The 23895-nt window shown below is 74.4% G+C and carries 16 protein-coding genes; 11 read left to right on the top strand and 5 right to left on the bottom strand.

Going from position 1 to position 23895, the window contains the following annotated elements; all coding sequences use genetic code 11:
* Positions 1–20 precede the first annotated feature (20 nt).
* The 5 genes from SM452_RS20310 to purE all read left to right on the top strand — a co-directional run bounded on the left by SM452_RS20310 (position 21) and on the right by purE (position 7359).
* Positions 21–2516, top strand: a complete 2496-nt coding sequence (locus tag SM452_RS20310; RefSeq protein WP_366624191.1) for a putative bifunctional diguanylate cyclase/phosphodiesterase — start codon at positions 21–23, stop codon at positions 2514–2516.
* Between the two features lie 111 nt (positions 2517–2627).
* Positions 2628–3524: a hypothetical protein gene (locus tag SM452_RS20305; RefSeq protein ID WP_463840491.1), complete on the top strand. Its 897-nt coding sequence runs from the start codon at positions 2628–2630 to the stop codon at positions 3522–3524.
* A gap of 85 nt (positions 3525–3609) precedes the next feature.
* Positions 3610–5646, top strand: a complete 2037-nt coding sequence (locus tag SM452_RS20300) for a thioredoxin domain-containing protein (protein WP_366624086.1) — start codon at positions 3610–3612, stop codon at positions 5644–5646.
* A gap of 64 nt (positions 5647–5710) precedes the next feature.
* Positions 5711–6868 carry a 5-(carboxyamino)imidazole ribonucleotide synthase gene (locus SM452_RS20295; RefSeq protein ID WP_463840490.1) on the top strand — a complete coding sequence of 386 codons (1158 nt, stop codon included), beginning with the start codon at positions 5711–5713 and terminating at the stop codon, positions 6866–6868.
* Complete coding sequence (gene purE, locus SM452_RS20290; RefSeq protein ID WP_262012484.1) at positions 6868–7359, top strand: 5-(carboxyamino)imidazole ribonucleotide mutase; 492 nt, start codon at positions 6868–6870, stop codon at positions 7357–7359. Before SM452_RS20295 ends, purE begins: the two co-directional genes overlap by 1 nt.
* A 291-nt stretch (positions 7360–7650) precedes the next feature.
* Here the strand turns inward: purE and SM452_RS20285 are convergent, their stop codons facing one another.
* Positions 7651–12555, bottom strand: a complete 4905-nt coding sequence (locus SM452_RS20285; protein ID WP_463840489.1) for an SCO7613 C-terminal domain-containing membrane protein — start codon at positions 12553–12555, stop codon at positions 7651–7653.
* 161 nt (positions 12556–12716) lie between these two features.
* On the bottom strand, positions 12717–14144 hold the full coding sequence (locus SM452_RS20280; protein ID WP_013284143.1) for a UDP-glucose dehydrogenase family protein: 1428 nt from the start codon (positions 14142–14144) through the stop codon (positions 12717–12719).
* A gap of 247 nt (positions 14145–14391) precedes the next feature.
* Between SM452_RS20280 and SM452_RS20275 the strand changes: the two genes are divergently transcribed.
* Positions 14392–15555 carry an acyl-CoA dehydrogenase family protein gene (locus tag SM452_RS20275; protein WP_463840488.1) on the top strand — a complete coding sequence of 388 codons (1164 nt, stop codon included), beginning with the start codon at positions 14392–14394 and terminating at the stop codon, positions 15553–15555.
* Positions 15556–15608: 53 nt separating this feature from the next.
* On the opposite strand, the gene SM452_RS20270 is transcribed toward SM452_RS20275, so the two are convergent.
* Positions 15609–16262, bottom strand: coding sequence for a hypothetical protein (locus tag SM452_RS20270; RefSeq protein ID WP_262012481.1), 654 nt, complete (start codon positions 16260–16262; stop codon positions 15609–15611).
* Positions 16263–16285: 23 nt separating this feature from the next.
* Between SM452_RS20270 and SM452_RS20265 the strand changes: the two genes are divergently transcribed.
* Together SM452_RS20265 and SM452_RS20260 are read left to right on the top strand one after the other, a co-directional pair.
* A complete protein-coding gene (locus SM452_RS20265; protein WP_262012480.1) occupies positions 16286–16801 on the top strand; it encodes an acyl-CoA thioesterase in 516 nt (171 codons plus the stop codon).
* 153 nt (positions 16802–16954) lie between these two features.
* Entirely contained in the window at positions 16955–18946 is a 1992-nt protein-coding gene (locus SM452_RS20260) for an acetoacetate--CoA ligase (protein ID WP_355506575.1), read from the top strand.
* Between the two features lie 10 nt (positions 18947–18956).
* On the opposite strand, the gene SM452_RS20255 is transcribed toward SM452_RS20260, so the two are convergent.
* Positions 18957–19646, bottom strand: coding sequence for a TIGR03089 family protein (locus tag SM452_RS20255; RefSeq protein WP_355506573.1), 690 nt, complete (start codon positions 19644–19646; stop codon positions 18957–18959).
* 150 nt (positions 19647–19796) lie between these two features.
* Between SM452_RS20255 and SM452_RS20250 the strand changes: the two genes are divergently transcribed.
* Together SM452_RS20250 and SM452_RS20245 are read left to right on the top strand one after the other, a co-directional pair.
* On the top strand, positions 19797–20942 hold the full coding sequence (locus tag SM452_RS20250; protein ID WP_194798512.1) for a glycosyltransferase family 4 protein: 1146 nt from the start codon (positions 19797–19799) through the stop codon (positions 20940–20942).
* A gap of 64 nt (positions 20943–21006) precedes the next feature.
* Positions 21007–22098 (top strand): mannose-1-phosphate guanylyltransferase, encoded by a 1092-nt coding sequence (locus tag SM452_RS20245; protein WP_262012477.1) that lies wholly within the window; start codon positions 21007–21009, stop codon positions 22096–22098.
* Positions 22099–22153: 55 nt separating this feature from the next.
* Here the strand turns inward: SM452_RS20245 and SM452_RS20240 are convergent, their stop codons facing one another.
* Entirely contained in the window at positions 22154–22723 is a 570-nt protein-coding gene (locus SM452_RS20240; protein WP_463840487.1) for an NUDIX hydrolase, read from the bottom strand.
* A gap of 39 nt (positions 22724–22762) precedes the next feature.
* Between SM452_RS20240 and SM452_RS20235 the strand changes: the two genes are divergently transcribed.
* Positions 22763–23806, top strand: a complete 1044-nt coding sequence (locus tag SM452_RS20235) for a hypothetical protein (protein WP_463840486.1) — start codon at positions 22763–22765, stop codon at positions 23804–23806.
* The last annotated feature ends 89 nt before the right edge of the window (positions 23807–23895 follow it).

The following is a 23895-nucleotide window of genomic DNA, read 5'->3' as shown; positions in this document are numbered from 1 at the left end:
CCGACCGTTCCCCCGACCGGATCGGCCTGCGCGGGACACCGGTGGGCGTCGTCCTGCTCACCGTCGCGGTCGCGCTGACCGGTCTGCTCGCCGCCGTGCTGGGCCTCACCGTCCCGTCGCACCTGCCTGCCGACGACTCGCTGCCCGGTGCGGCGCGGTTCGGCATCGCCGTTGTCGCGTTCGCGGTGGCCCAGCTCGCCCGGCTGCGCTTCCGCAGCGCTTCGGGCATGGTGAGCATCACCTGGGGCGAGGCCGCGCTCGTGGTCTGCCTCTGGCTGGTGCCTGCGGGCTGGCTCCCGGCCGCCGCCCTGCTGGGCGTGGGCACCGCCTGGACCGTGATGTCGCTGGTCTCCGACCGTCGTCCCGCGCTGGAACTGGTGGGGATCGCCGGTTCGCTCACCGCCGCCACCGCGCTCGCCGCGGCGGTGGCCACCGCGCTCGGCCCGCCGCTGCTCGCCGCGCCCACGCCGGAGCTGGCGCTCACGCTCACCGCCGCCGCGGTGACGTACCTGCTCACCACCGCCTTCCTGGGCGCTGTCACGCTCGCCCTGCGGCACGGCATCGCGATCGGGCCGCCGCTGCTCGCCGCGTTGCGCGGCAAGCTGCTCATGTTCGTCGGCAACGTGGCGGTCGGCCTGGTGGTCGTCGCGCTGCTCGAACTCGACGCGCGCTGGCTGCTGCTCCTGCCGCCGCCGCTCTGGCTGCTCCAGCAGACGTACCGCCACCGGCTCCGCGCCGACCAGGAGCGGCGTACGTGGCGGGCGTTCGCCGAGGCCACCGCCGCACTGAACCAGCTCGACGAGCGCGGCGTGGCGACCGCGGCGGTGACCGGCGCGCTCACCCTGTTCGGCGCGGAACTGGTCGAGGTCGACGTGGCCCGGGGCGAGGGCCGCTGGCGCCGCTACCGGGCCGACCGCGGCGGGCAGGTACGCGACCGTGAGGTGGAGCCGTCGGCCGGCGCCGAGGCGGGGGAGCACGAACTGGTGCGCCGCCTCGCGGTGGGATCCGCCGACGTCGGCCGCCTGCGGGTGCGCTTCGCGCGGTCCGCCCCGCCGAGCGCCCGGGAACGCGACGGCGTGGCGGCCTTCGGGGACGCGCTGGCGGCCGCCCTGCACGACGCCGCCACGCACCGGGAGCTGCGGCTGGTCACCGCCCGCTCGTCGTACGACGCGGTGCACGACCAGCTCACCGGGCTGCTCAACCGGGCGGCACTGCTCGCCAAGGGGGACCAGGCGCTGCGGCAGCGCGCCCACGACCACCCGGTGGCCCTGCTGCTGCTCGACGTGAACCAGTTCAAGGAGGTCAACGACACGCTCGGGCACTCGGCGGGCGACCAGCTGCTGCGGCTCACCTCCAACCGGCTCGCCGCGCTGACTCGGCCGGGTGACCTGCTCGGGCGCCTCGGCGGCGACGAGTTCGCACTGCTGCTGACCTCGGTGCCGCTGGTCGAGGAGCGGACCGCCCCGCTGGCGTACGCGCTGCGCCAGGCCCGGGAGGTCGCCGAGCGCCTCGCCGCGCCGACCGAGGTGGCCGGGGTGCGGATGTCCGTCGAGGTGGCGGTGGGCGTCGTCGTGGCCGACGCGGGCGCGGCCGACCTGACCGAGCTGCTGCGGCGCGCCGACATCGCCATGTACCAGGCGAAGGAGGGCGGCGGCAGCGTCGCCGCGTACGACAGCTCCCGCGACGCGGCGAGCACCGACCACCTGGCGCTGCTCGCGGAGATGCGGGAGGCGCTGGCCGCCGACGACCAGCTGGTGCTGGCGTTGCAGCCGGCGGTGGACCTGGCGACCGGCGCGCCGACCGGGGTGGAGGCGCTGATCCGGTGGCGGCATCCGCGCCGAGGCTGGCTCGGCCCGGCCGACTTCATCCGCCCGGTGGAGAACAGCGAGCAGCTCGGCAGCTTCACCCGGTACGTGCTGGACAAGGCGCTGGCGGTCGCCTCCGGCTGGGCACGGGACGGGCTGGACGTCCCGATCTCGGTGAACCTGTCCGCGCGCAGCCTGCTCGACCCGCGGCTGCCCGCCGAGATCGACGAGGCGCTGCGCCGCCACCAGGTGCCGCCGCACCGGCTGGTCCTGGAGATCACCGAGACGGTGGTGATGAGCGAGCTGGAGGTCATCGACGAGGTGCTGGCCACGCTCCGCGGCATGGGCGTGCAGCTCGCCGTGGACGACTTCGGCACCGGGTTCTCGTCGCTGACGTTCCTCACCCGGATCGCCGTCGACGAGTTGAAGGTGGACCGCTCGTTCGTACTCCGGATGGCCGACTCACCGGAGGCGGCGGCGATCGTCCGGACCACCGTCGGGCTGGCCCACGAGCTGGGGCTGCGGGTGGTGGCCGAGGGCGTGGAGACCGCCGAGCAGCGCACCGCGCTCGCCGAGCTGGGCTGCACCGCCGCCCAGGGCTACCACTTCTTCAAGCCGATGCCGGCCGACAAGATCACTGCGGTGCTGGGGTCGCTGCGCGACGCCGCCCGCGGCAACGTGTTCCCGCTGCGCGCGGACGGCGCCTCCTGACCCGTCCGTCCGCCGTGGACGGGGCAGCGGAGGACGCCCGGCCGGTCCTACGCTGCTGGCACGGCGGGTGCGGCAGGCGTACCCGCTGACGTCCACACGGGGAGGACGACGATGAGACGTTCCTGGCGACGGATTCTGCTCGCCTCGACCATGGCGCTGACCACCGGCGCTGCCGGCCTGGTCATGTCCGCGCCGGCTCAGGCCCGGCCGGCGGAGTCCTGGTCGATCGCCGTCATCGGCGAGCCGGGTGATCCGATCACCGCCGGCAACTCCTACTCCTACAGCTCCGCGGCACCGACGCCCGGCGACGAGATGAACGCGTGGGGCCACGACCAGCAGCACTTCGGGATGGAGTTCTGGAGCGACGCCGACAACACCTGGCGTCTGGGCATCTCCGCCCCGGCCGGTCAGACGCTGAAGGCGGGTGACACCTACCAGAACGTCAGCCAGCCGGTCTACGGGAGCGACGCGGCCAGCCTGCAGCTCTACAACGGCGGATGGGGGCGCTCCTGCGCGCAGAGCATCGGTTCGTTCACGGTCCTGCACGCCGACTGGGGCCCGTTCGACTACGTTGAGCGCTTCGACGCCACCTTCGAGATCCGGTGCGAGGGCGCGACCGGCGGCCTGCGCGGCGAGATCCACATCGGCAACCCGCCGCCGCTGCCGGCACTCGACGTCACACTGACCGTCGACCCAGTGGCGACGGTGGACAACAAGGGCATCGCCACCGTCCGCGGCTCGATCACCTGCACCCGGGCGGACTCCTTCTCCATCGCGGGCGAGCTGGTCCAGGAGCAGAAGAAGGCGGGCATGGTGCGCGGCTACTTCTCACCCCACATCCCGTGCGTTCCGGGCCAGGTGGTGCCCTGGTCGGCCACCACCTACCCGGCCGACGTCAAGTTCCAGCGCGGCACCGCCCAGGCGGTCAGCGAGATCCTGGTCCGCGACTTCGAGTACTGGAACGAGTTCACCGTGCGGGACACCTCGACGCTCACCCTGACCCGGTGAGACGGCGGCCGGGCCGGGACCACGACCCCGGCCCGGCCGCCGCACTCGCGCCGCACCGGCTCCGCGCGCTCGCTAAGGTCGGGTGGTGAACCGACTCGCCGAGGCCACGTCGCCCTACCTGCTCCAGCACGCCGACAACCCGGTCGACTGGTGGCCCTGGTGCGACGAGGCTTTCGCCGAGGCGAAACGGCGCGACGTGCCGGTGCTGATCTCGGTCGGCTACGCGGCCTGCCACTGGTGCCACGTGATGGCCCACGAGTCGTTCGAGAACGAGGCAGTGGCCCGGCTGATGAACGACGACTTCGTCTGCGTCAAGGTCGACCGCGAGGAGCGTCCCGACGTCGACGCGGTCTACATGACCGCCACCCAGGCGATGACCGGGCAGGGCGGCTGGCCGATGACCGTCTTCGCCACGCCGGACGGCACCCCGTTCTTCTGCGGCACGTACTTCCCCCGCGCCAACTTCATCCGTCTGCTCGGCTCGGTCGCCACCGCCTGGCGCGACCAGCGTGAGGCCGTGCTGCGGCAGGGCGCCGCCGTGGTCGAGGCGATCGGCGGCGCGCAGGCAGTCGGTGGCGTGACGGCCCCGCTCACCGCCGACCTGCTCGACGCCGCCGCGAGCCAGCTCGCCCGGGAGTACGACGAGACGAACGGCGGTTTCGGCGGCGCGCCGAAGTTCCCGCCGCACATGAACCTGCTCTTCCTGCTCCGGCACCACCAGCGCACCGGCTCGGCGCGCAGCCTGGAGATCGTCCGGCACACCTGCGAGGCGATGGCCCGCGGCGGTCTCAACGACCAACTCGCCGGTGGCTTCGCCCGCTACTCGGTGGACGGCCACTGGACCGTGCCGCACTTCGAGAAGATGCTCTACGACAACGCGCTGCTGCTGCGGGTCTACACCCAGCTCTGGCGGCTCACCGGCGACCGGCTGGCCCGCCGGGTGGCCCGGGACACCGCCCGGTTCCTCGCCGACGAGCTGCACCGCGCCGGCGAGGGCTTCGCCTCCGCGCTCGACGCGGACACCGAGGGCGTCGAGGGGCTCACCTACGTCTGGACGCCCGACCAGCTCGTCGAGGTGCTGGGGGCCGACGACGGCCGGTTCGCCGCGGACCTGTTCGCGGTCACCGCCGACGGCACGTTCGAGCACGGCACCAGCGTGCTGCGGCTGGCCCGGGACGTCGACGACGCCGACCCCGGGGTGCGGGCCCGCTGGCAGGACGTGGTGGGCCGGCTGCTGGCCGCCCGCGACACCCGCCCCCAGCCGGCCCGCGACGACAAGGTGGTGGCCGCCTGGAACGGGCTCGCGATCACTGCCATCGCGGAGTTCCAGCAGGTCGCCGCGCTGCTCGTGTCGCCCGACGACGAGGACGCGAACCTGATGGACGGCGTGCTGATCGTCTCCGACGGCGCGATGCGGGACGCCGCCGAGCACCTGGCCACCGTGCATCTCGTGGACGGCCGGCTGCGCCGGGTCTCCCGGGACAAGGCCGTGGGTCAGCCGGCCGGAGTGCTGGAGGACTACGGCTGCGTCGCCGAGGCGTTCTGCGCGATGCACCAGCTCACCGGCGAGGGGCGCTGGCTGACGCTGGCCGGTGAGCTGCTCGACGTGGCGCTGGCCCGGTTCGCCGGCCCGGACGGCGCCTTCTACGACACCGCCGACGACGCCGAGCGCCTGGTCACCCGGCCCGCCGACCCGACCGACAACGCCACCCCGTCGGGCCGCTCGGCTATCGTCGCGGCGCTCGTGGCGTACGCGGCGCTGACCGGCGAGACCCGCTACCGGGAGGCGGCCGAGAAGACGCTGTCGACTGTCGCGCCGATCGTCGACCGGCACGCCCGGTTCACCGGGTACGCGGCAACCGTCGGCGAGGCGCTGCTGTCCGGGCCGTACGAGATCGCGGTGGCGACCGGCGACCCGGAGGGTGACCCGCTGGTGGCCGCGGCGCGGCGCCACGCCCCGCCCGGCGCGGTGGTGGTGGCCGGCGCCCCGGACCAACCCGGCGTGCCGCTGCTGGCCGGGCGGCCGTTCGTCGACGGGAAGCCAGCCGCGTACGTCTGCCGGGGTTTCGTCTGCCAGCGGCCGGTGACCGGCGTCGAGGAGCTGGTCGCGCAGCTCGGCTGAGCGGAGTGGGCCGGGCCGCCCTCACGGTCCGGCCCGGCACCGGCCCTTATAGGCTGGCGGCGCTATGGACTCCCGTACCGGTCTCCCCGTCGTGGGCATGGTGGGTGGCGGCCAGCTGGCCCGGATGACCCACCAGGCCGCCATCGCTCTCGGCCAGTCGCTGCGCGTGCTGGCGCAAGCCCCGGACGACGGTGCCGCGCTGGTCGCCGCCGACGTCCAGTACGGCGACCACACCGACCTGGCCGCGCTGCGGACGTTCGCCAAGGGCTGCGACGTGGTCACCTTCGACCACGAGCACGTCCCCAACGAGCACATCCACACCCTGACCGACGAGGGCGTGAAGCTGTTCCCGCCGGCCGAGGCGCTCGTGCACGCGCAGGACAAGCGGGTGATGCGGGAACGGCTCGGTGAGCTGGGCGCGCCGAACCCGGCCTGGCGTCCGGTGGAGTCCCCGGCCGACCTGATCGCGTTCGGCGAGGAGACCGGCTGGCCGGTGGTGCTCAAGGCCGCCCGGGGCGGCTACGACGGGCGCGGCGTCTGGATGGTCGACGACGCCGGTCAGGCCGGTGAGCTGGCCGCCACGCTGCTCGCCGGTGGCACCCCGCTGCTGGTCGAGGAGCGGGTGGCGCTGCGCCGGGAGCTGGCCGTGCAGGTGGCCCGGTCGCCGTTCGGGCAGGTCGCCGCGTACCCGGTGGTGGAGACGGTGCAGCGCGACGGCATCTGCGTCGAGGTGCTGGCGCCCGCGCCCGACCTGCCGGAGGAGCAGGCCGTGGCCGCGCAGCAGCTCGCCATCGACCTGGCGACCGCGCTCGGCGTGGTCGGCCTGCTCGCGGTGGAGCTGTTCGACACGCCGTCCGGGCTGGTCGTCAACGAGCTGGCGATGCGGCCGCACAACTCCGGGCACTGGACCATCGAGGGGGCCCGGACCTCGCAGTTCGAGCAGCACCTGCGGGCGGTGCTCGACTACCCGATGGGGGACACCTCGCTGACCGCGCCGGTAGTGGTGATGGCGAACGTGCTCGGCGGCGAGCCGGGCGGCATCTCCATCGACGAGCGGCTGCACCACCTGTTCGCCGCCGAGCCCGGGGCCAAGGTCCACCTGTACGGCAAGCAGGTCCGCCCGGGCCGCAAGATCGGGCACGTCACGGTGCTCGGCAACGACCTGGACGACGTACGGGCCCGGGCCGCGCGTGCCGCCCGCTGGCTCCAGGAGGGGCACTGATGAGCACCGTCGGGCTGATCATGGGCAGCGACTCGGACTGGCCGGTCATGAAGGCCGCCGCCGAGGCGCTCGACGAGTTCGGCGTGCCGTACGAGGTGGGCGTGGTCTCGGCGCACCGCACCCCGGTCAAGATGATCGAGTACGGCCGGTCCGCCGCCGGCCGTGGCGTCCAGGTGATCATCGCGGGCGCGGGCGGGGCGGCTCACCTGCCCGGCATGGTCGCCTCGGTCACCCCGCTGCCGGTGATCGGCGTCCCGGTGCCGTTGAAGTACCTGGACGGCATGGACTCGCTGCTGTCCATCGTGCAGATGCCGGCCGGCGTGCCGGTCGCCACCGTGTCGATCGGCAACGCCCGCAACGCCGGCCTGCTCGCGGTACGCATCCTGGGCGCCTCCGACCCCGTGCTGCGCGACAGGATGGCCGCCTACCAGGCGAGCCTGGAGGACCTGGTCGCCGAGAAGGACGCCGCACTGCGCGCCTCCCTGATCTGACCGTCTCGTCACTCTCTGTTTCCCAGGCGTCCGGTCGCTCAGCGTGACCGGCCGGGGCGACGGGTGTCTGTGCCCTCCGCCGACTTTGCTCTGCAGCCTTCGGCGCAGCACGGCCCTGACCTGCGCTCCGGCCTCGCGTCCCGAGCGGCTCGGCCGCAGCCGTCGTCACGGTTGGTGACTGTCGCCTCCGTGGGTGCAGAGCAAAGGCCGCAGAGGGGCATCACCCCCGCCGCAGCCCGTCGACACGGAGCGTGACCTGCTCCACGACGGGTCAGGCCGACCGGGACCGGCTCACCGCATGCCGCGCAGGGCGGTCTGGAGGCGTTCCTGGGCACGGCGACGGCGCTCGTTGCTCGCGCCCAGCACCAGCAGCACGATGCCGACCGGGATCAGCACCAGCCAGGGGCCGAGGCTGAACAGCGCGTGCACGGCCGCGATGGCGGTCACCGTCGCCCCGACGATCACCGGCGCCTGCTGCCGGCTCGTCGAGCCGAAGATCAGCACCGCGACGGCGCCGAGCAGCAGCAGCACCTGGCGCAGCATGCTGGATTCGGTCGCGATCACGATCGCCAGCGTGGGCAGGAACGCGGTGACCAGCGCCGGCCCGTACGCCACCCAGCTCGACAGGTCGGGCCGGTGCCGCAGTTGCAGGACACCGACCAGCAGGGCGAGCGCGGCGAACGGCAGCGTGTACGCCTCCGGCAGCGCCACGTCGGCCACCCGCATCAGGATCCACCAGGCGCTGATCTCGCAGGCCACCACCGCCCAGAACAGCAGGTTGCGTTCCATCGGGCGGCGTCCCGGACGGCTCGCCGCCACCCCGAGGACCGCACCCCAGGCGGCCAGCAGCGCGGCGATGTGCCGGGGCGAGTCGTACGCCAGCGCCAGCGCGATGAGCGCCGCCCCGTAGCCGCTCCACTCGACTGTGGCCGCCTCCCGGTACGCCTCGGGACGGCGCAGCCGGGGCAGCGTGGCGGCGAACACCTGCAACGCCGCGCCGACAGCGAGCACCCCGAACGCGGACCAGACGGCCGCCAGCCCGGACTTCAGCCCGATCGTGAGTACGAACAGCTGAGCCATCACCGAGCCGAACAACCAGCCCAGGATGCGCGCCCGCTGGGTGGTGCCGAACAACGCGGCGACGGCGCCCACGCCGACCGCCCCGCCGAGCGTGAACACGGTCAGGTCGCTCGTGGCGAGGCTGCCGGCCAGCCCGGCGCCACCCGCGGCCAGCCCGAGCGCGAAGACCAGCACCCGGGCCACCCGGATCGACCGGCCCGGCTCGGCGATCGCCGGCGGCGGGGTGAGCGCCAGCCCGAGCATCGAGATGGTGAACACCGCCAGCGCGGCCAGCGCGGTCACCGGCCAGCCCTTGCCGAGCGCCACCGGCGTGATCAGCAGCGTGATCGCCGCCCCGGGCAGGATCACCGGCACCGCCCGGGACCGCCGGCCGCCGCTGAAGCCGGTGGCGGCGAGCGCCGCGGTCATTGTCAGCAGCAGCGCGGTGAGCACGTGCGTGGGGTTCACCGCCTCCGGCGGCGGGGTCAGCAGCTCCGGCGGCGGCCCCTGCCACACCCGGCGCAGCACCGCGAACGGCGAGAACAAGGCCACCACGAGCGAGGGCGCGAGGGTGGCCAGGGCCAGCGCGGTGGGCAGCGCCGCCGCGGCGAGCGCACCGGCGGCCGGGCTGACCCGCCAGCGCAGCTCGGGATCGTCCGGGGCGCGCCGTAGCGCCCCGTTGAGCAGCACGGTCCAGCGGCGTACCGGCCGGCCCGAGCCGGCGGGCGGGACGGTGGCCGCCCGGATCAGCTCGGCGAGCACACCGAGTAGCGCGGCGGCGGCGGCGAACACGCCCGCCGGCAGGCCGACCGCGAGCGCCGCGGCGGCGGTCACGGTGGCCGCGCCGACGACCGCGACGCTGGCGTACGGGAGATATTGCGGCACCTGCCGTCGTACCGCCGCGATCGCGGCCAGACCGATGCTGGCGGCGGCGAGCGCGGCGGTGAGCACGACCTGCGGTGGACGCCCGTACTCGACTGCCAGCGCGGCCACCGCGCCGGGCAGCGCGAGCAGTGCGGCTCCGGCGCCCGCGCCGCCCACCTGCACCAGGTGCCGCGGCATGCCCTCGGTGCGGACGTCGTCGACGAGCGACGGCGCGACCGCCCGGGCCACGGCGGCCACCGTGGCGCCGATCAGCGCGATGCTGCCCAGCGCCAGCGCGGTGGTCCACGGCCGCACCAGCCCGGCACCGGCGGCGTGCAGCGCCACCACCCCGGCCACCGTGGCCCGGGACAGCGCGGCCCGGGGATCGGCCGACGCGGCGGCCGACATGCCGTAGACGGTGGCCACCATGCAGCCGACCAGTACCGGGGACCACCAGGGCAGGTCGAACGCGGCCGGGGCGCCCACCGTGGCGAGCACGGCGGCCAGGCCGGAGACGTCGTACTTCCACGGCGGCGGCAGCAGGATCGCCGCGGTCACCCCCAGCAGCGCCAGCGCCACCGGGGCCTGCCAGGTCGATCCGCCGGTCGGCGCGGCCGGCCAGCCGGTCAGGTCACCGGCCCAGATCGGGCCGGGGGTGGCCAGCACGCCGAGTCCGCCGCGCAACGCGCTCCAGGCGGCGATCAGGCCGATCAGCGTGCCACCGGCGGCGATGCCGAGGATCGGGCCGCGCCGCCACTCCTCGGGTAGCGCGCGGGCGGCCACCGCCACCAGCAGCACCAGCGCGGAGGCCACCACGAGCTGACCGCCGGGGGCGAGCACCGCGGCGATCCGGGCCAGCGTGGCGACGAGCGCCACAGTGGTGGCGGCGAGCGCCAGGTCGGACCCGTCGAGGGACATGTCCGCGCGGCGCCCGGCGTCGATGCGCGGGGCGAGCGCCAGCAGCGCGGCGGCGACCAGGAGCAGGCTGCCCACCCAGGCGTCGGCCGAGGTCGCGCCCGGCGCACCGAACGCGGCGGCGGCGACCGCCACCGCGCCGAGCACCGTACCGAGCGCGTGCGGCATGCTCAGGTGCCGCTGCGCCACCTGCACCAGGGCGGCATAGCCGAGCGTGACGCAGACGGCGAGGAAGCTCGCCGCGAGGATCGGCACGGTGATCTCGCGCAGGTTCGCCGGTGTGGCGACCGGCGGCGTCGGCACCGTGGCCGCCACGAACGCGGCGACGGCACCGGGCAGGGCGAACGCCGCGCCACCGGCGGCCCAGGAGCAGACCGTCTCCGTCGCGGCGGCGGCGAGCCGGACCCGCGGGGCGAGGGACACCAGCGCCCCGGCCAGGAACAGCACCGTCAGCGCGGCGGCGGTGAGCGCCGGGCGGGCGAGCGAAGCGCCCGCGCCGATCAGGCCCAGCCCGGCCGCCGTCACCGCGTGCGCCACAGCGGACCGTTCGGTGCGTGCGGTCAGCCCGAGCACGCCGACCGCTACCGCTGTGAGCAGCATCGGCCAGCAGGCCGCCGCCCAGCCCAGACCGAGCGACGCGGGTACGGCGAGCGCGGTGAGCGCCGCGCCGACCACCGCGAACTCGCGCCGGATCTCGGCCGGCAGCGCGATCACGGCGGCGATCGTGAGCAGCAACGCGCTGGCCGCGAGCTGCCAGCCGGTCGGGCCGACCGCCCGGGCCAGCTCGGCGTGCCATCCGCTCAGATCCGCCGACCACGCCGGCAGGGCGGCCCGGACCGGGGCCAGCCCGGCGCGCAGCGCGCCACCGGCGACCACCAGGCCGCTGACCGTGAGCGCCACCGCGGAGGCGATCTGCGGCCCACGCCGGGCCGTCTCCGGTACGGCCCGGACGGCGAGCCCGGTCAGCGCGATGACGGCGGAGATGAGCAGCAGGGACCGGCCGGGCAGGGCCACCGAGGCGACCCGGCCGAGCGCGCCGATGACCGCCAGCGTGAGGATGCCGGCGCCCACGTCCGGCAGCGGCGGCCGGCGCAGCACGAGCGTCCCGGCCAGCGCGACCAGGGCGGCGAGCAGCAACGTCGCGCCCGCGGCGGCGGCCGGCGGCACCGTGGCGGCGCGCAGCAGGCCGGTGACCGCGTACGCCAGCGCGACAGCGACCGCCACGCCGTGCAGCAGCCAGGTCAGCTCGGGCAGCCAGGGCACCGGCCGGGCGGCGGCGGCCGGACCCGGTGGCGTCTCGCCGCCCAGCACCTCGGCGGACTCCTCCGGCGCCGACTCGGGCCGGTCCTCGTCGGCGCGCTGCCGGGGCGGGACGGGAGGCACCGGCTCGGTGACGGGCAGGTCACGCCGGACCGGCCGCTCGCGTACCACCGCCGAGCGGGCCAGCGCCAGGTCGAGCACCGCCACCACGGTGAGCACCAGCGCCCAGCCGACCGGCCCGGTGATCCGCTCGTACGCCAGCAGCGGCAGCACCGGCTGGGCGGCCAGCACCGTGGCGAAGCGTGGCGCGCGCAGACCCGTCCCGTACGCGTAGCCGAGAGCGACGAGCGTGGTGACCAGGAAGATCGCCCCGGCGAACGCGGCACCTGATCCTTCGCCGCCGATCCGGTCGACGGCCCACAGCGCGTACCCGGCCAGCGGCACCAGCAGCAACCCGACCGCGGCGATGGTCTCGGCGGTGGAGGTGAGCCCGCGGCGGGCCAGCACCGGCGGGGCGAGCAGCATCAGCGCCGTCGCCACCAGCAGCACGCCGAGGCGGGCCAGGGCGTCCATCGAGCTGGTGGCGACCGCGGCGAAGACCACGGCGGCGACGCCGAGCAGGAGCGCGCCCAGTCCGAGCGGGATGTTCTGCACCTCGCGCGAGGACGCCTCGGGCGGGTGCTCCGGGTCGTCCGCGTCGAGCCAGCGCGGGCGGCCGCGCGGCGGCGACGGGGGCAGGTCCTCCGGCGGGCCGGGCGGCGTGCCCTGGCGGGGCACCCGGGGCGGCGCGCCGGTGGCCGCGGTGGGCGGGCGGCGGCCGGGCCGGCGGCGCAGCACCCGGCGCGGTCGGGTGGCCTGCCGGATCCGTTCCTCACCGGCGTGCGCCAGTATGTCCCGCTGGAAGAGGGCGGCCTGCATCTTGGCGGCGATCTGCCGCTGTTCCCGGGCGATCTCGGCGTCGCGGGCCTTCATCTCGGCGATCGAGCGCTCGATGTCGGCCAGGTGCTCGGCCCACTGCGGCTGGTGCGCGCCGCAGTGCGGGCAGACGACGGCGGGCTTGATGTCCTGCCCGCACGAGGCGCACCTGAAGCTCTCCACGACAGTCTCCCGTCCGCCCGTGCCCCCGCACTGTGGACCTCCCAGAGGCAGCATGCCTTGAGTGGGCCGGGATTTCGACAGTTGCCGCCGCGTTCCGGACAACAAAAACGGACCGGCCGCCGGGAGACGTTCCCCGGCGGCCGGTCCGCGCGCTCAGCGGATCAGGGGCGGCCCATGCCGCGGTACTCCCAGCCGGCCTGCGTCCACAGTGTGGAGTCGAGGCAGTTGCGCCCGTCGACCACCTTGCGGCCGTTCGCCAGCTCGCCCAGGGCCACCGGGTCGGCGTTGCGGAACTCGGCCCACTCGGTGAGCACGCAGACCAGGTCGGCGCCGCGGACGGCATCGTTCATCGTCTCCTCGTACGTCAGCTCGGGCACCGCCCGGCGCGCGTTCTCGACCCCCTGCGGATCGAACACGTGCACGTCGGCGCCGGCCTTGCCGAGCAGCGAGGCGACCGCGAGTGCCGGCGCGTCGCGTACGTCATCGGTGTTGGGTTTGAACGTGGCGCCGAGCACCGCGACCCGCGTGCCGGACAGGTCCGGGCCGGCCGGCCCGGAGCGGCGGCCGAGCAGCTCGGCGGCGAGCTGCACGACGCGGCTGCGGCGGCGCTGGTTGATCAGGTCGACCTCGTGCAGGAAGCGCAGCGCCTCACCGGCGCCCAGCTCCTGCGCGCGGGCCTGGAACGCGCGGATGTCCTTGGGCAGGCAGGCACCGCCGAAACCGAGCCCGGCCTGGAGGAACCGGTTGCCGATGCGCGGGTCGTAGCCGATCGAGCGGGCGAGCTGGGTGACGTCGCCGCCGGCCGCCTCGCAGACCTCGGCCATCGCGTTGATGAAGGAGATCTTGGTGGCGAGGAACGCGTTCGCGGCGACCTTGACCAGCTCGGCGGTCGCGAAGTCGGTGACCACCAGCGGCACCTCGCGGTCCTCGGTGGCGGCCAGGTCGAAGACGCCCTTGTGGGCGGCGAACAGCATGCCGTTGGCCCACTCGCTCTTGACGCCGACCACGATCCGGTTCGGACGCAGCACGTCGTCGACGGCGAAGCCCTCCTGGAGGAACTCGGGGCTCCACGCCACCTCGACGCCGAGGTCGGCCGGGGTGTGCTTGCCGACGAGCTGCTCCACCCACTCGGCGGTGCCCACCGGCACGGTGGACTTGCCGACGATCAGCGCCTTGCGGGTCAGGTGCTGGGCGAGGCTGGTCACGGACGCCTCGACGTACGACAGGTCGGCGCCCATCCCGTCGGCCCGCTGCGGGGTGCCGACGCAGATGAAGTGGACGTCGCCGAAGTCGGCGGTCTCCTGGATGTCGGTGCTGAACCGCAGCCGGCCGGCGGCGAGGTTGCGCCGCAGCAGCTCGTCGAGGCCCGGCTCGTGGATCGGCACCTCGCCGGCGTTCAGCTTGGCGATCTTGTCGGCGTCCACGTCGAAGCCGAGCACCTCGTAGCCCAGCTCCGCATAGCAGATGGCGTAGGTCGCACCGAGGTAGCCGGTGCCGAGGAAGGTCACCCGCGGGCGGGCGGCGCCGGACGGCGGGGTCACCGCGGCGATGGCGGGCATCGGCTGGGTGTTCGGGTACGGAATCGTCACGCCTGTCTTCTCCGCTCGCACTGGCGGCGCTTCCACGCGTCGCATTCTGCTGGGGCGCCGAGGCCGGGCACCGAGGGAACTGGATGTCTGCTGTGAGGGTAATGGGGTCGGGCGGGCGAGGCTCGGGCGCGAGCCTACCCGCCGGTAAGGTTCGGCCGGGGCCGGTGGCTATCCTTCAGTTTGCGGCAGTCGTCGGCCCCCGGGCGGCACAGACTGCGCATGATAGCGGTGAAAGGGGAGGGCCGACATGGCCGCAGAGCAGTCGTTCGACGTCTACCGGTTGCCGGAGGAGCACGAGGCGATCCGGGAGGCGGTCCGTGAGGTCTGTGCGGCCAAGGTGGCTCCGCACGCCGCCGAGGCGGATGAGACAGGTGAGTTCCCCAAGGCGTCCTACGAGGCCCTGCGCGCCGCCGACTTCCACGCCCCGCACATCCCGGTCGAGTACGGCGGCGCCGGCGCTGATGCCCTGGCCACGGCCATCGTGATCGAGGAGGTGGCCCGGGCCTGCGCGTCGTCCTCGCTGATCCCGGCGGTGAACAAGCTGGGCACCATGCCGCTGCTGCTGGCCGGCTCCGAGGAGCTGAAGCGCAAGTACCTCACCCTGGTCGCGGCCGGGGAGGGCATGTTCTCCTACTGCCTCTCCGAGCCCGAGGCGGGCAGCGACGCCGCCTCGATGACGACGAAGGCGGTACGTGACGGAGACCACTGGGTGCTGAACGGCGTGAAGCGGTGGATCACCAACGCGGGCGTGTCCGAGTACTACACCGTGTTCGCCGTGACCGATCCCACAGCCCGGTCCCGGGGCATCTCCGCGTTCGTGGTGGAGAAGTCCGACCCGGGCGTCAGCTTCGGCGCCCCGGAGAAGAAGCTCGGCATCAAGGGCTCGCCCACCCGCGAGGTCTACTTCGACAACGTCCGGATCCCCGCCGACCGCATGATCGGCGCCGAGGGCACCGGCTTCGCCACCGCGATGAAGACGCTGGACCACACCCGGGTCACCATCGCCGCCCAGGCGGTCGGCATCGCGCAGGGCGCGCTGGACTACGCCAAGGGCTACGTCCAGGAGCGCAAGCAGTTCGGCAAGCCGGTCGCCGACTTCCAGGGCATCCAGTTCATGCTCGCCGACATGGGCATGAAGCTGGAGGCGGCGCGGCAGCTCACGTACGCCGCCGCCGGCAAGTCCGAGCGCGGCGACGCGGACCTGACCTACTTCGGCGCGGCCGCCAAGTGCTTCGCGTCCGACGCCGCCATGGAGATCACCACCGACGCGGTCCAGCTGCTCGGCGGCTACGGGTACACCCGCGACTACCCGGTCGAGCGGATGATGCGGGACGCCAAGATCACCCAGATCTACGAGGGCACCAACCAGGTGCAGCGCATCGTCATGGCGCGTCAGCTGCTCAAGGGCTGACGAGCGACGTTGGGGCGGGCGGGCCGGTCACGTACCGGCCCGCCCGCACTCGTTCAGCGGCTCTCGGTGCCCTCCGGCCGGCCCGCGCCGCGCGGGGGCGCGGACCACGGCGACTCGCCGCCGGTGCGGCGGGGCAGCGGTTCGGTGGGGGACTCGGGGTACGCCAGCGTGAGCGGCGGCGTGTCCGGGTCCTTCGCCGGCGCCGGCGGCCAGTCGGTGAGCGTCGGCTTGTGCTCCACCGGTGTGACGGCCGGGGTCAGCTCCGCCTCGGCCGTCGCGGGTGTGGCGGGACGCCGCCAGCGGCTCGTGCTGAACACGGCCATCAGCAGCAGCACCCCGATGAGGAACAGCGTGCCGTTGTCCAGCGGGTCGCGCAGCGGCAGCGGGTCACCGAGCAGCTTCAGGTCGTCCGGCACCCGGTCCCGCACGCTGAACGGCGCGACGAACAGCCCGACGTACGGGACCGCGAGCAGCAGGCCGGCCGCCAGCGGGCCGAACGGCGAGAAGCGCAACGTGCCGAGCAGGCCGAGCAGGATGCCGGCGACGCCCAGATAGACGGCCGGCTCGATCAGGTTCGGCGTGCTGTACGTCCCGATCTCCACCCAGCGGTCGACGGTCCGCTCAGATCCGTCCTGACCGAGCGTGACGAGCACCCAGGTGACGGGCGCCACCGCCAACCCGGCGAGGAAGCTCCAGAGATGTCGCATCCGCGCACCGTACCGTTTTCGGCATGACAGATCATCCCGCGGTCCCGCCGGGTAAGCCGACCTCGTACTCCCGCGTCACGCTCAGTCGCATCATGACCGCGGTCGATGTCAATCTGTACGGGACCGTGCACGGTGGGGTACTGATGAAATTCGTGGACGACGTTGCCGGAGCGGCCGCGGCGCGGCACAGCGGCGGCACCGCGGTGACCGCGTCCATCGACGAGATCGTCTTCTCCGAGCCGGTCCGGGTGGGCGATCTGGTGCACGCCCACGCCCAGATCAACTGGACCGGCCAGACCTCGATGGAGGTCGGGGTGAAGGTGGTCGCCGAGCGCTGGGACTCGGCCGAGGAGGAGCCGGTCCGGGTCGCCACCGCGTACCTGGTGTTCGTGGGCGTCGACGTGGGTGGCACGCCCCGGCCGGTCCGCCCGGTGCTGCCCGAGACGCCGGACGACGAGCGCCGCTTCCGGGAGGCCGAGATCCGGCGCGCGCACCGGCTCGCCCGGCGCCGCGCGATCCAGGCCCACCGCGCCGGCTGACGGGTGCCCGCCCACACCGGTGCGGGGTGCGGGGTGTGGGCGGGGCACGCCCCGTACGGCGCCCCCGGCGCGGACAATGGCGGCACGAGGTAGGGCAAGATGGCGCCACGGCTCCGGCACACCGTCGTGGCGGGCCCAGGGGAGGGTGGAACAGTGGCTGACGTGCTGTGGACGCCGCCGGCGGACGTGCGGGAGCGGTCCCGGATCGGTGACTACCTGCGCTGGCTGGCCGAGCACCGCGGGCTGGAGTTCGCCGACTACGACGCGCTGTGGCAGTGGTCGGTGACCGACCTGGACGCGTTCTGGCGCTCGATCTGGGACTACTTCGACGTGGTCGCGCACACCCCGCCGACCGCCACCTTCACCGACCGGGCCATGCCGGGCACCCGCTGGTTCCCCGGCGCGAGGCTCAACTACGCCGAGAACGTGCTGCGCATGCCGGGTCTGGGCGACGACGACCCGGCGGTGATCGCGCACGGTCAGACGCGCGCGCCGGAGACGCTCACCGCCGCCGAGCTGCGCGAGCGGGTCCGCCGGGTGGCCGCCGGGCTGCGCCGCCTCGGCGTCGGTCCGGGCGACCGGGTGGCCGCGTACGCGCCGAACATCCCGGAGACGTACGTCCTGCTGCTCGCCACGGCCAGCCTGGGCGCGATCTTCTCCTCCTGCGCGCCCGAGTTCGGCACCCGCAGCGTCACCGACCGGTGGCAGCAGATCGAACCGACGGTCCTGGTCGCCGTGGACGGCTACCGGTACGGCGACAAGCCTGTCGACAGGCGCGCCGAGGTGGCCGCGATCCGGGCCGCGCTGCCGTCGCTGCGGCACACGGTCGCCATCGCGTACCTCGATCCGGACGGCCCGGCCCCCGACGGCGCGCTGCCGTGGGCGGAGCTGGCGGCGCCGACGGACGAGCCGTTGACGTTCACGCCGGTGGCGTTCGACCACCCGCTCTACGTGCTCTACTCCTCCGGCACCACGGGCCTGCCCAAGCCGATCGTGCACGGCCACGGCGGCATCCTGCTGGAACACCTCAAGATGCTGGCGCTGCACCACGACCTGGGTCCGTCCGACCGGTTCCTGTGGTTCACCACGACCGGCTGGATGATGTGGAACTTCCTGGTCTCGGGCCCGGCGGTGGGCGCGGCGATCGTGCTGTTCGACGGCAACCCGGGCCACCCCGACCTGGGCGCGCTGTGGCGGCTGGCCGCCGACACCGGCACCACGTACTTCGGCACGTCCGCGCCGTTCCTGCTGGCCTGCCGCAAGGCCGGCCTGGTGCCGCGCGAGGTCGCCGACCTGTCCGCGGTGCGCGGCCTCGGCTCGACCGGCGCGCCGCTGCCGGCCGAGGGCTTCACCTGGGTGTACGAGAACGTGAGCGACCGCCTCCAGCTCCAGTCGCTGTCCGGCGGCACCGATGTGTGCACCGGGTTCGTCGGCGGCGTGCCGCTGCTGCCGGTGTACGCGGGGGAGATCGCCTGCCGGGCGCTGGGCGCGAAGGTGGAGGCCCGCTCGGCCGACGGCAGCGCGGTGATCGGGCAGCTCGGCGAGCTGGTGATCACCGAGCCGATGCCGAGCATGCCGGTCGGGTTCTGGAACGACCCGGACGGCGCGCGCTACCGGGAGGCGTACTTCGAGGTCTATCCCGGGGTGTGGCGGCACGGCGACTGGATCACGGTGAACGAGCGCGGCGGGTGCGTGATCACCGGCCGGTCCGACGCCACGCTCAACCGGGGCGGCGTACGCCTCGGCACCGCCGAGTTCTACTCCGTGGTCGAGGGGCTGGACGAGGTGGTCGACTCGGTGGTCGTGCACCTGGAGGACGACGAGGGCGGCGCGGGTGAGCTGCTGCTGTTCGTGGTGCTGGCCGAGGGCCTGGAACTCGACGACGACATGCGCAGGAAGATCTGCCGGGAGCTGCGTACGGCGCTGTCGCCGCGGCACGTGCCGGACGAGATCCACCAGGTCCGGGCCGTGCCCCGCACGCTGAGCGCGAAGAAGCTGGAGGTGCCGGTCAAGAAGATCCTGACGGGTACCCCGGTGGACAGCGCCGCGGCCAAGGGCGCCCTGGCCAACCCCGAGTCCCTGACGGCGTTCGCCGCCCTGGCCCAGCGCCGAGCCACCACCGACAGCCCTGTCTCCCCTCGCTGACGCTGGAGGGTCAGCGCAGGGTGTGGGTGGTCTTCTCGGTTTCGGCGCGGGAAGGCAGGCGGGCCGGGTCGGGGTGGGCGCACGCGACCACGCTCGCGCCTGCCGTGAGCGGGGTGAGCAGCCAGTCGACCGGGTCGGGGTGGGTGGTCACGTCTACCAGGAGGCGGTCGCCCTGGGTCAGGCCCAGCTCGATCCCGCGCGCCCGCGCGCGGGCCAGCAGCGCCGCGTCCCCGTCCCCGTCGGCCGGGTACGGCGTGAAGTGGTCACCGTGCCCGCGTACCGCCCCGACGAAGTCGGTGCAGCCCGCCGGCACCTGCCGCATCGGCAGCGCGAACGGGTCGAGCGCCAGCGCGTACCGCTCGCCGGCCGGCCACCCGGCCGCCTCGTCGACCCGGTCGACGGCCACGAACAGCGCCTCCACCGGCCCCGGCGTGCCGGTCACCGTCAGCTTCGCCGACCAGCAGCCGAGCAGCACTGCGGCGGTCTGCCAGTGCGGCGGCAGCAGCACCCCGGCCGTGTCGCCGGGCGCGGCGCCCACCTCGTCGGTGAGCAGGTTCGCGGTCTTCGCCACCCAGTTCGCGAGCGTCGCCCCGGAGAGTTCGGTGCGCTCGCCGGTGGCGTCGTCGTACCAGGTCAGCAGCGGTCGGGTGGGGTCGGTCGCGATCGCGTCGGCGAACACCCGGGCAATGTTGTCGGCCATCGGCGCGAACGATACGCGCCCCGCGTGCGTACTCGATGACAACGACAAGTCGGCGTACCGTCGGGTCGCGGTCAGCGCCTTCCGCCGGGCCCGGCGTAGGCTTGCCGAGAGTGTTCTTCCCCACAACTGCGCCACCTGAGGAGTCGCCCCGTGACCGCCGGTCGCCCGCCCCGCGTTCTCATCGACGCCACGAGTGTCCCCGCCGACCGTGGCGGCGTCGGTAGATACGTCGACGGACTGCTCGGCGCGCTGGGCCGGGTCTGCGGCACCAGCGTCGACCTGGCCGTGGTCAGCCTCCGCACCGACCTGGAGCGCTACACCCGGATGCTGCCCGGCGCGGAGGTGATCCCCGCCCCGGCGGCGGTCGCGCACCGGCCGGCGCGCCTGGCCTGGGAGCAGACCGGCCTGCCGCTGCTGGCCCAGCAGGTCGGCGCCGAGGTGCTGCACTCGCCGTTCTACACCTGCCCGCTGCGCGCCGGCTGCCCGGTGACTGTGACCGTGCACGACGCGACCTTCTTCACCGAGCCGGAGCACTACGACAAGTCGCGCCGGACGTTCTTCCGCAGCGCGATCAAGACGTCGCTGCGCCGGGCCGGCCGGGTGATCGTGCCGAGCAAGGCGACCCGCGACGAGCTGATCCGGCTGCTGGACGCCGACCCGACCCGGATCGACGTCGCCTACCACGGCGTCGACCAGGACGCGTTCCACGCGCCCGGTGACGAGGAGAAGGCACGTGTCCGGGCCCGCCTGGGCCTCGGCGACAGCAGCTACATCGCGTTCCTCGGGGCGAAGGAGCCGCGCAAGAACGTACCCAACCTGATCCGCGGCTGGGCCCGGGCGGTGGCCGACCGGCCGAACCCGCCCGCGCTGGTGGTGGCCGGCGGCCAGGGCCACGACGACGACATCGACCGCGCGGTGGCCGAGGTCCCGTCGCACCTGCGGCTGCTGCGCCCGGGTTACCTGCGCTACGCCGACCTGCCCGGCTTCCTCGGCGGCGCGCTGGTGGCGGCCTACCCCTCGTACGGCGAGGGCTTCGGCCTGCCGATCCTGGAGGCGATGGCGTGCGCCGCCCCGGTGCTCACCACGCCGCGCCTGTCCCTGCCCGAGGTGGGCGGCGACGCGGTGGCCTACACCAGCGAGGACCCGGACCAGATCGCCACCGACCTGGCCGCCCTGCTGGACGACGAGCAGCGGCGGCTGTCCCTGGCCAAGGCCGGTTTCGACAGGGCCAAGGAGTTCACCTGGGAGTCCAGTGCCGAGGTCCACATCGCGGCGTGGCGACGGGCCCGGTCCTGAGCGCCGGCTGCCGGTTCCGGGCGACCGACCGTGACGGCTCGCCCGCTTCGGGCATGATGTGCTGATGTTCTACGCCGTCATCCCGGCGGGCGGCAGCGGCACGAGGTTGTGGCCGTTGTCCCGTGCCGGCCATCCCAAATTCCTCCACCCGCTGACCGGCACCGCCGCCTCGCTGTTGCAGGCCACCGTCGACCGGTTGTCGCCGTTGACCACTCCGGAGCGCACGCTCGTGGTCACCGGTGCCGCGCACGCCGCGGCGGTGGCTCGGCAACTGGCTGGCCTGCCGGAGGAGAACATCCTGGTCGAGCCGTCGCCGCGGGACTCCTGCGCCGCGATCGCGCTGGCCGCGGCGGTGATCGCCACCCGGACCCCGGACGCGGTGATGGGCTCGTTCGCCGCCGACCACCTGATCGGCGACCCGGCCCGGCTGGCCGAGGTGGTACGGCAGGCCATCCGGGGCGCGGAGCAGGGGCTGCTGATGACTGTGGGCATCACCCCGACGCGTCCGGAGACCGGCTACGGCTACCTGGAGACCGGTGAGCCGGTGGGTGACGGCACGCTGCGCCCGGTACGCGAGTTCAAGGAGAAGCCGGCCGCCGAGGTGGCCGAGGTGTACGTCCGTTCCGGGCGGCACCTCTGGAACGCCAGCATGTTCGTCTGGCGGGTGGACGTCTTCCTGTCCGAGTTGGCCCGCCAGCAGCCGGAGCTGCACGCCGGGATCACCGCCATCGCGGCGGCCTGGGGCACCCCGGAGCAGGACGACGTGCTCGGCCGGATCTGGCCGACGCTGCCCCGGATCTCGGTCGACTACGCGGTGATGGAGGGCGCGGCGACTGCGGGCCGGGTGGGTACGGTGCCCGGCGACTTCGGCTGGAACGACGTGGGTGACTTCCACACGCTCGGCGAGGTGCTGCCCGCCGACGGCGCCGGCAACGTGGTGCTGGGCGGGGACGCCAAGCCGGGCGTGCTGCTGCACGACACCACAGGCACCGTGGTGGTGCCGCACTCCGGCCGGCTTGTGGCGACCGTCGGGGTGCACGACCTGATCGTCGTGGACACCCCGGACGCGCTGCTGGTCTGCCCGCGCGACCGCGCGCAGGACGTGAAGAAGATCGTGGACGAGCTGAAGGAACGCGGCGAGGAGGGCCTGGTCTGATCCGCCGGGCCGCCGGAGGAGGCACGCGTCCGGCGGCGCGGCGCGGTACCGGCGCTCAGCCGCCGGCGCGGCGGGCCAGCACCGCGAGCGCCGGCGGCACGAGCTGGGCGGTGGCGTGGGCGAGCGGCTCGGGCAGCCGGTCCGGCGGGAACCAGCCGAGCGCCTCGGATTCCGCGCTGACCCGCTCGACCGCGCCCGCCGGGGCCAGGGCGGCGTACCGGACGTCGTAGTGGAACGACCCGCCCTGGCAGGTGACCTCGTGGATGTCCACGTCGATGGGCTCCGGCTCGACGGTCAGGCCGGTGATGCCGGACTCCTCGGTGGCCTCGCGCAGAGCGGCGGCCGCGAGCGTCCGGTCGCCGGGCTCGCAGTGCCCGCCGAGCTGCATCCACCTGCGGATCTTGCCGTGCAGGCAGAGCAGCACCCGGCCGTCCGGGTCGAGCACCAGCGCGCTCGCCGTGACGTGCCCGGCGCGGTGCGTCCGGCTCATCGCGACCGGCCCGTCGGCCAGCAGCGCCAGCGTGCGGTCCCGGGCGGCGCCCGCGGCGGGGCTGGTCGCCGTCCAGCGGCTCAGCGTCGCGACGGCGTCGGCGTGCAGTTCGGTGTACGAGGTGAGGTCGGGCACCCGGACACTCTACGAGCGCCGCCTCCGTACCCTGGCGCGGTGACCCTGCGACTCGTCGAGTTCCTGGTGGCCGGCAACGAGGCAAGCGACCTCCTGCCGGTGCGGTCGGCCGCGCTGCTGCGGGCGCACGGCGCGCGCCGCGGCTTCTGGACCGTGCTGGACGAGGGGCCGGTCGAGCAGTGCCTGGCGCTGCTGCTGGAACGCGACGACGGCCACTGGGAGGCGCACCACGTGGCCGCCGACGCGGGCCCGGAGAACGGCCGCACCGAGGACGGCGAGGCGCTGGCCCACCACGACGGCTGGGTGTACGTCTTCGGCTCGCACTTCGGGTCCAAGCGCGGCCCGCTGCGGCCCCGGCGCGCGTTCGTGGCCCGGTTCCGGGAGGACGACGCGGTGGCCGGGCCGCTGCCGGTGCACGTGGTGCGCAACCGCTTCCGGCTGCACCGGGCGGTGAACGACGCGCTCGCCGCGGCCCCGCTGACGCTGCTGCCGGCCGGTGACCGGGTCCGGGAGCGGTTCATCGTGGAGACGCTGGCCCGGGGTACCGCCCGCGCCAAGAGCTGGGTGACCCGGCTGGCCGCCGACGACCTGCCGGTCAACGTGGAGGCGGCGGCGTTCACCCCGGCCGGTACGGCGCTGCTGGGCCTGCGGTTCCCGGTGACCGCCGCGGGGGAGCCGGTCTACGTCGAGCTGGCCGGCGTACCGGAGATGTTCGACGACTCGGAGCACTCGGGTGACCTGCGGGCGCTCGGGGCGTACGCGCTGACCGGGGTGACGCCGCCCGGCGCGCTCGCCGGCTTCCGTGCGATCACGCCGACCGGCGACGGCGGATATGCGGCGGTGACCGGGTCGATCGACGCGCTGGGCAAGGGTTCGGTGCTGCTTGACGACCACCCGCACGGCGGTGAGGTGACCTCCCGGCACGTGCGGTTCCGGCACGACGCGGGCGGGGACGCGCTGGTGGCGGGGGAGGTGGTCGCGGAGCTGGCGCCGTTCCACCACGTGGAGGGGCTGGCCGAGCTGGCGGGACGCTGCTATTACGTCACCGACGAGGACCATCGGGTGGCGCTCTGGATCGGATGAGCGAGGGCCGGGCGGCACCCCTGCGACTGAAGTCGCAGACCCTCGTGGTGCCACCCGGCCACGCCCGTCAGCCGGCGTCCGGGTCGATG

Source organism: Micromonospora sp. SYSU B005 (genome assembly GCF_055362685.1).
This window is presented reverse-complemented; position numbering and strand designations above follow the sequence as displayed.

Coding starts and splice junctions, on each gene's coding strand:
- SM452_RS20305 (WP_463840491.1), top strand. CDS start 2,628: ATGAGACGTTCCTGGCGACGGATTCTGCTCGCCTCGACCATGGCGCTG.
- SM452_RS20295 (WP_463840490.1), top strand. CDS start 5,711: ATGGACTCCCGTACCGGTCTCCCCGTCGTGGGCATGGTGGGTGGCGGC.
- purE (WP_262012484.1), top strand. CDS start 6,868: ATGAGCACCGTCGGGCTGATCATGGGCAGCGACTCGGACTGGCCGGTC.
- SM452_RS20275 (WP_463840488.1), top strand. CDS start 14,392: ATGGCCGCAGAGCAGTCGTTCGACGTCTACCGGTTGCCGGAGGAGCAC.
- SM452_RS20270 (WP_262012481.1), bottom strand. CDS start 16,262: ATGCGACATCTCTGGAGCTTCCTCGCCGGGTTGGCGGTGGCGCCCGTC.
- SM452_RS20265 (WP_262012480.1), top strand. CDS start 16,286: ATGACAGATCATCCCGCGGTCCCGCCGGGTAAGCCGACCTCGTACTCC.
- SM452_RS20255 (WP_355506573.1), bottom strand. CDS start 19,646: ATGGCCGACAACATTGCCCGGGTGTTCGCCGACGCGATCGCGACCGAC.
- SM452_RS20245 (WP_262012477.1), top strand. CDS start 21,007: ATGTTCTACGCCGTCATCCCGGCGGGCGGCAGCGGCACGAGGTTGTGG.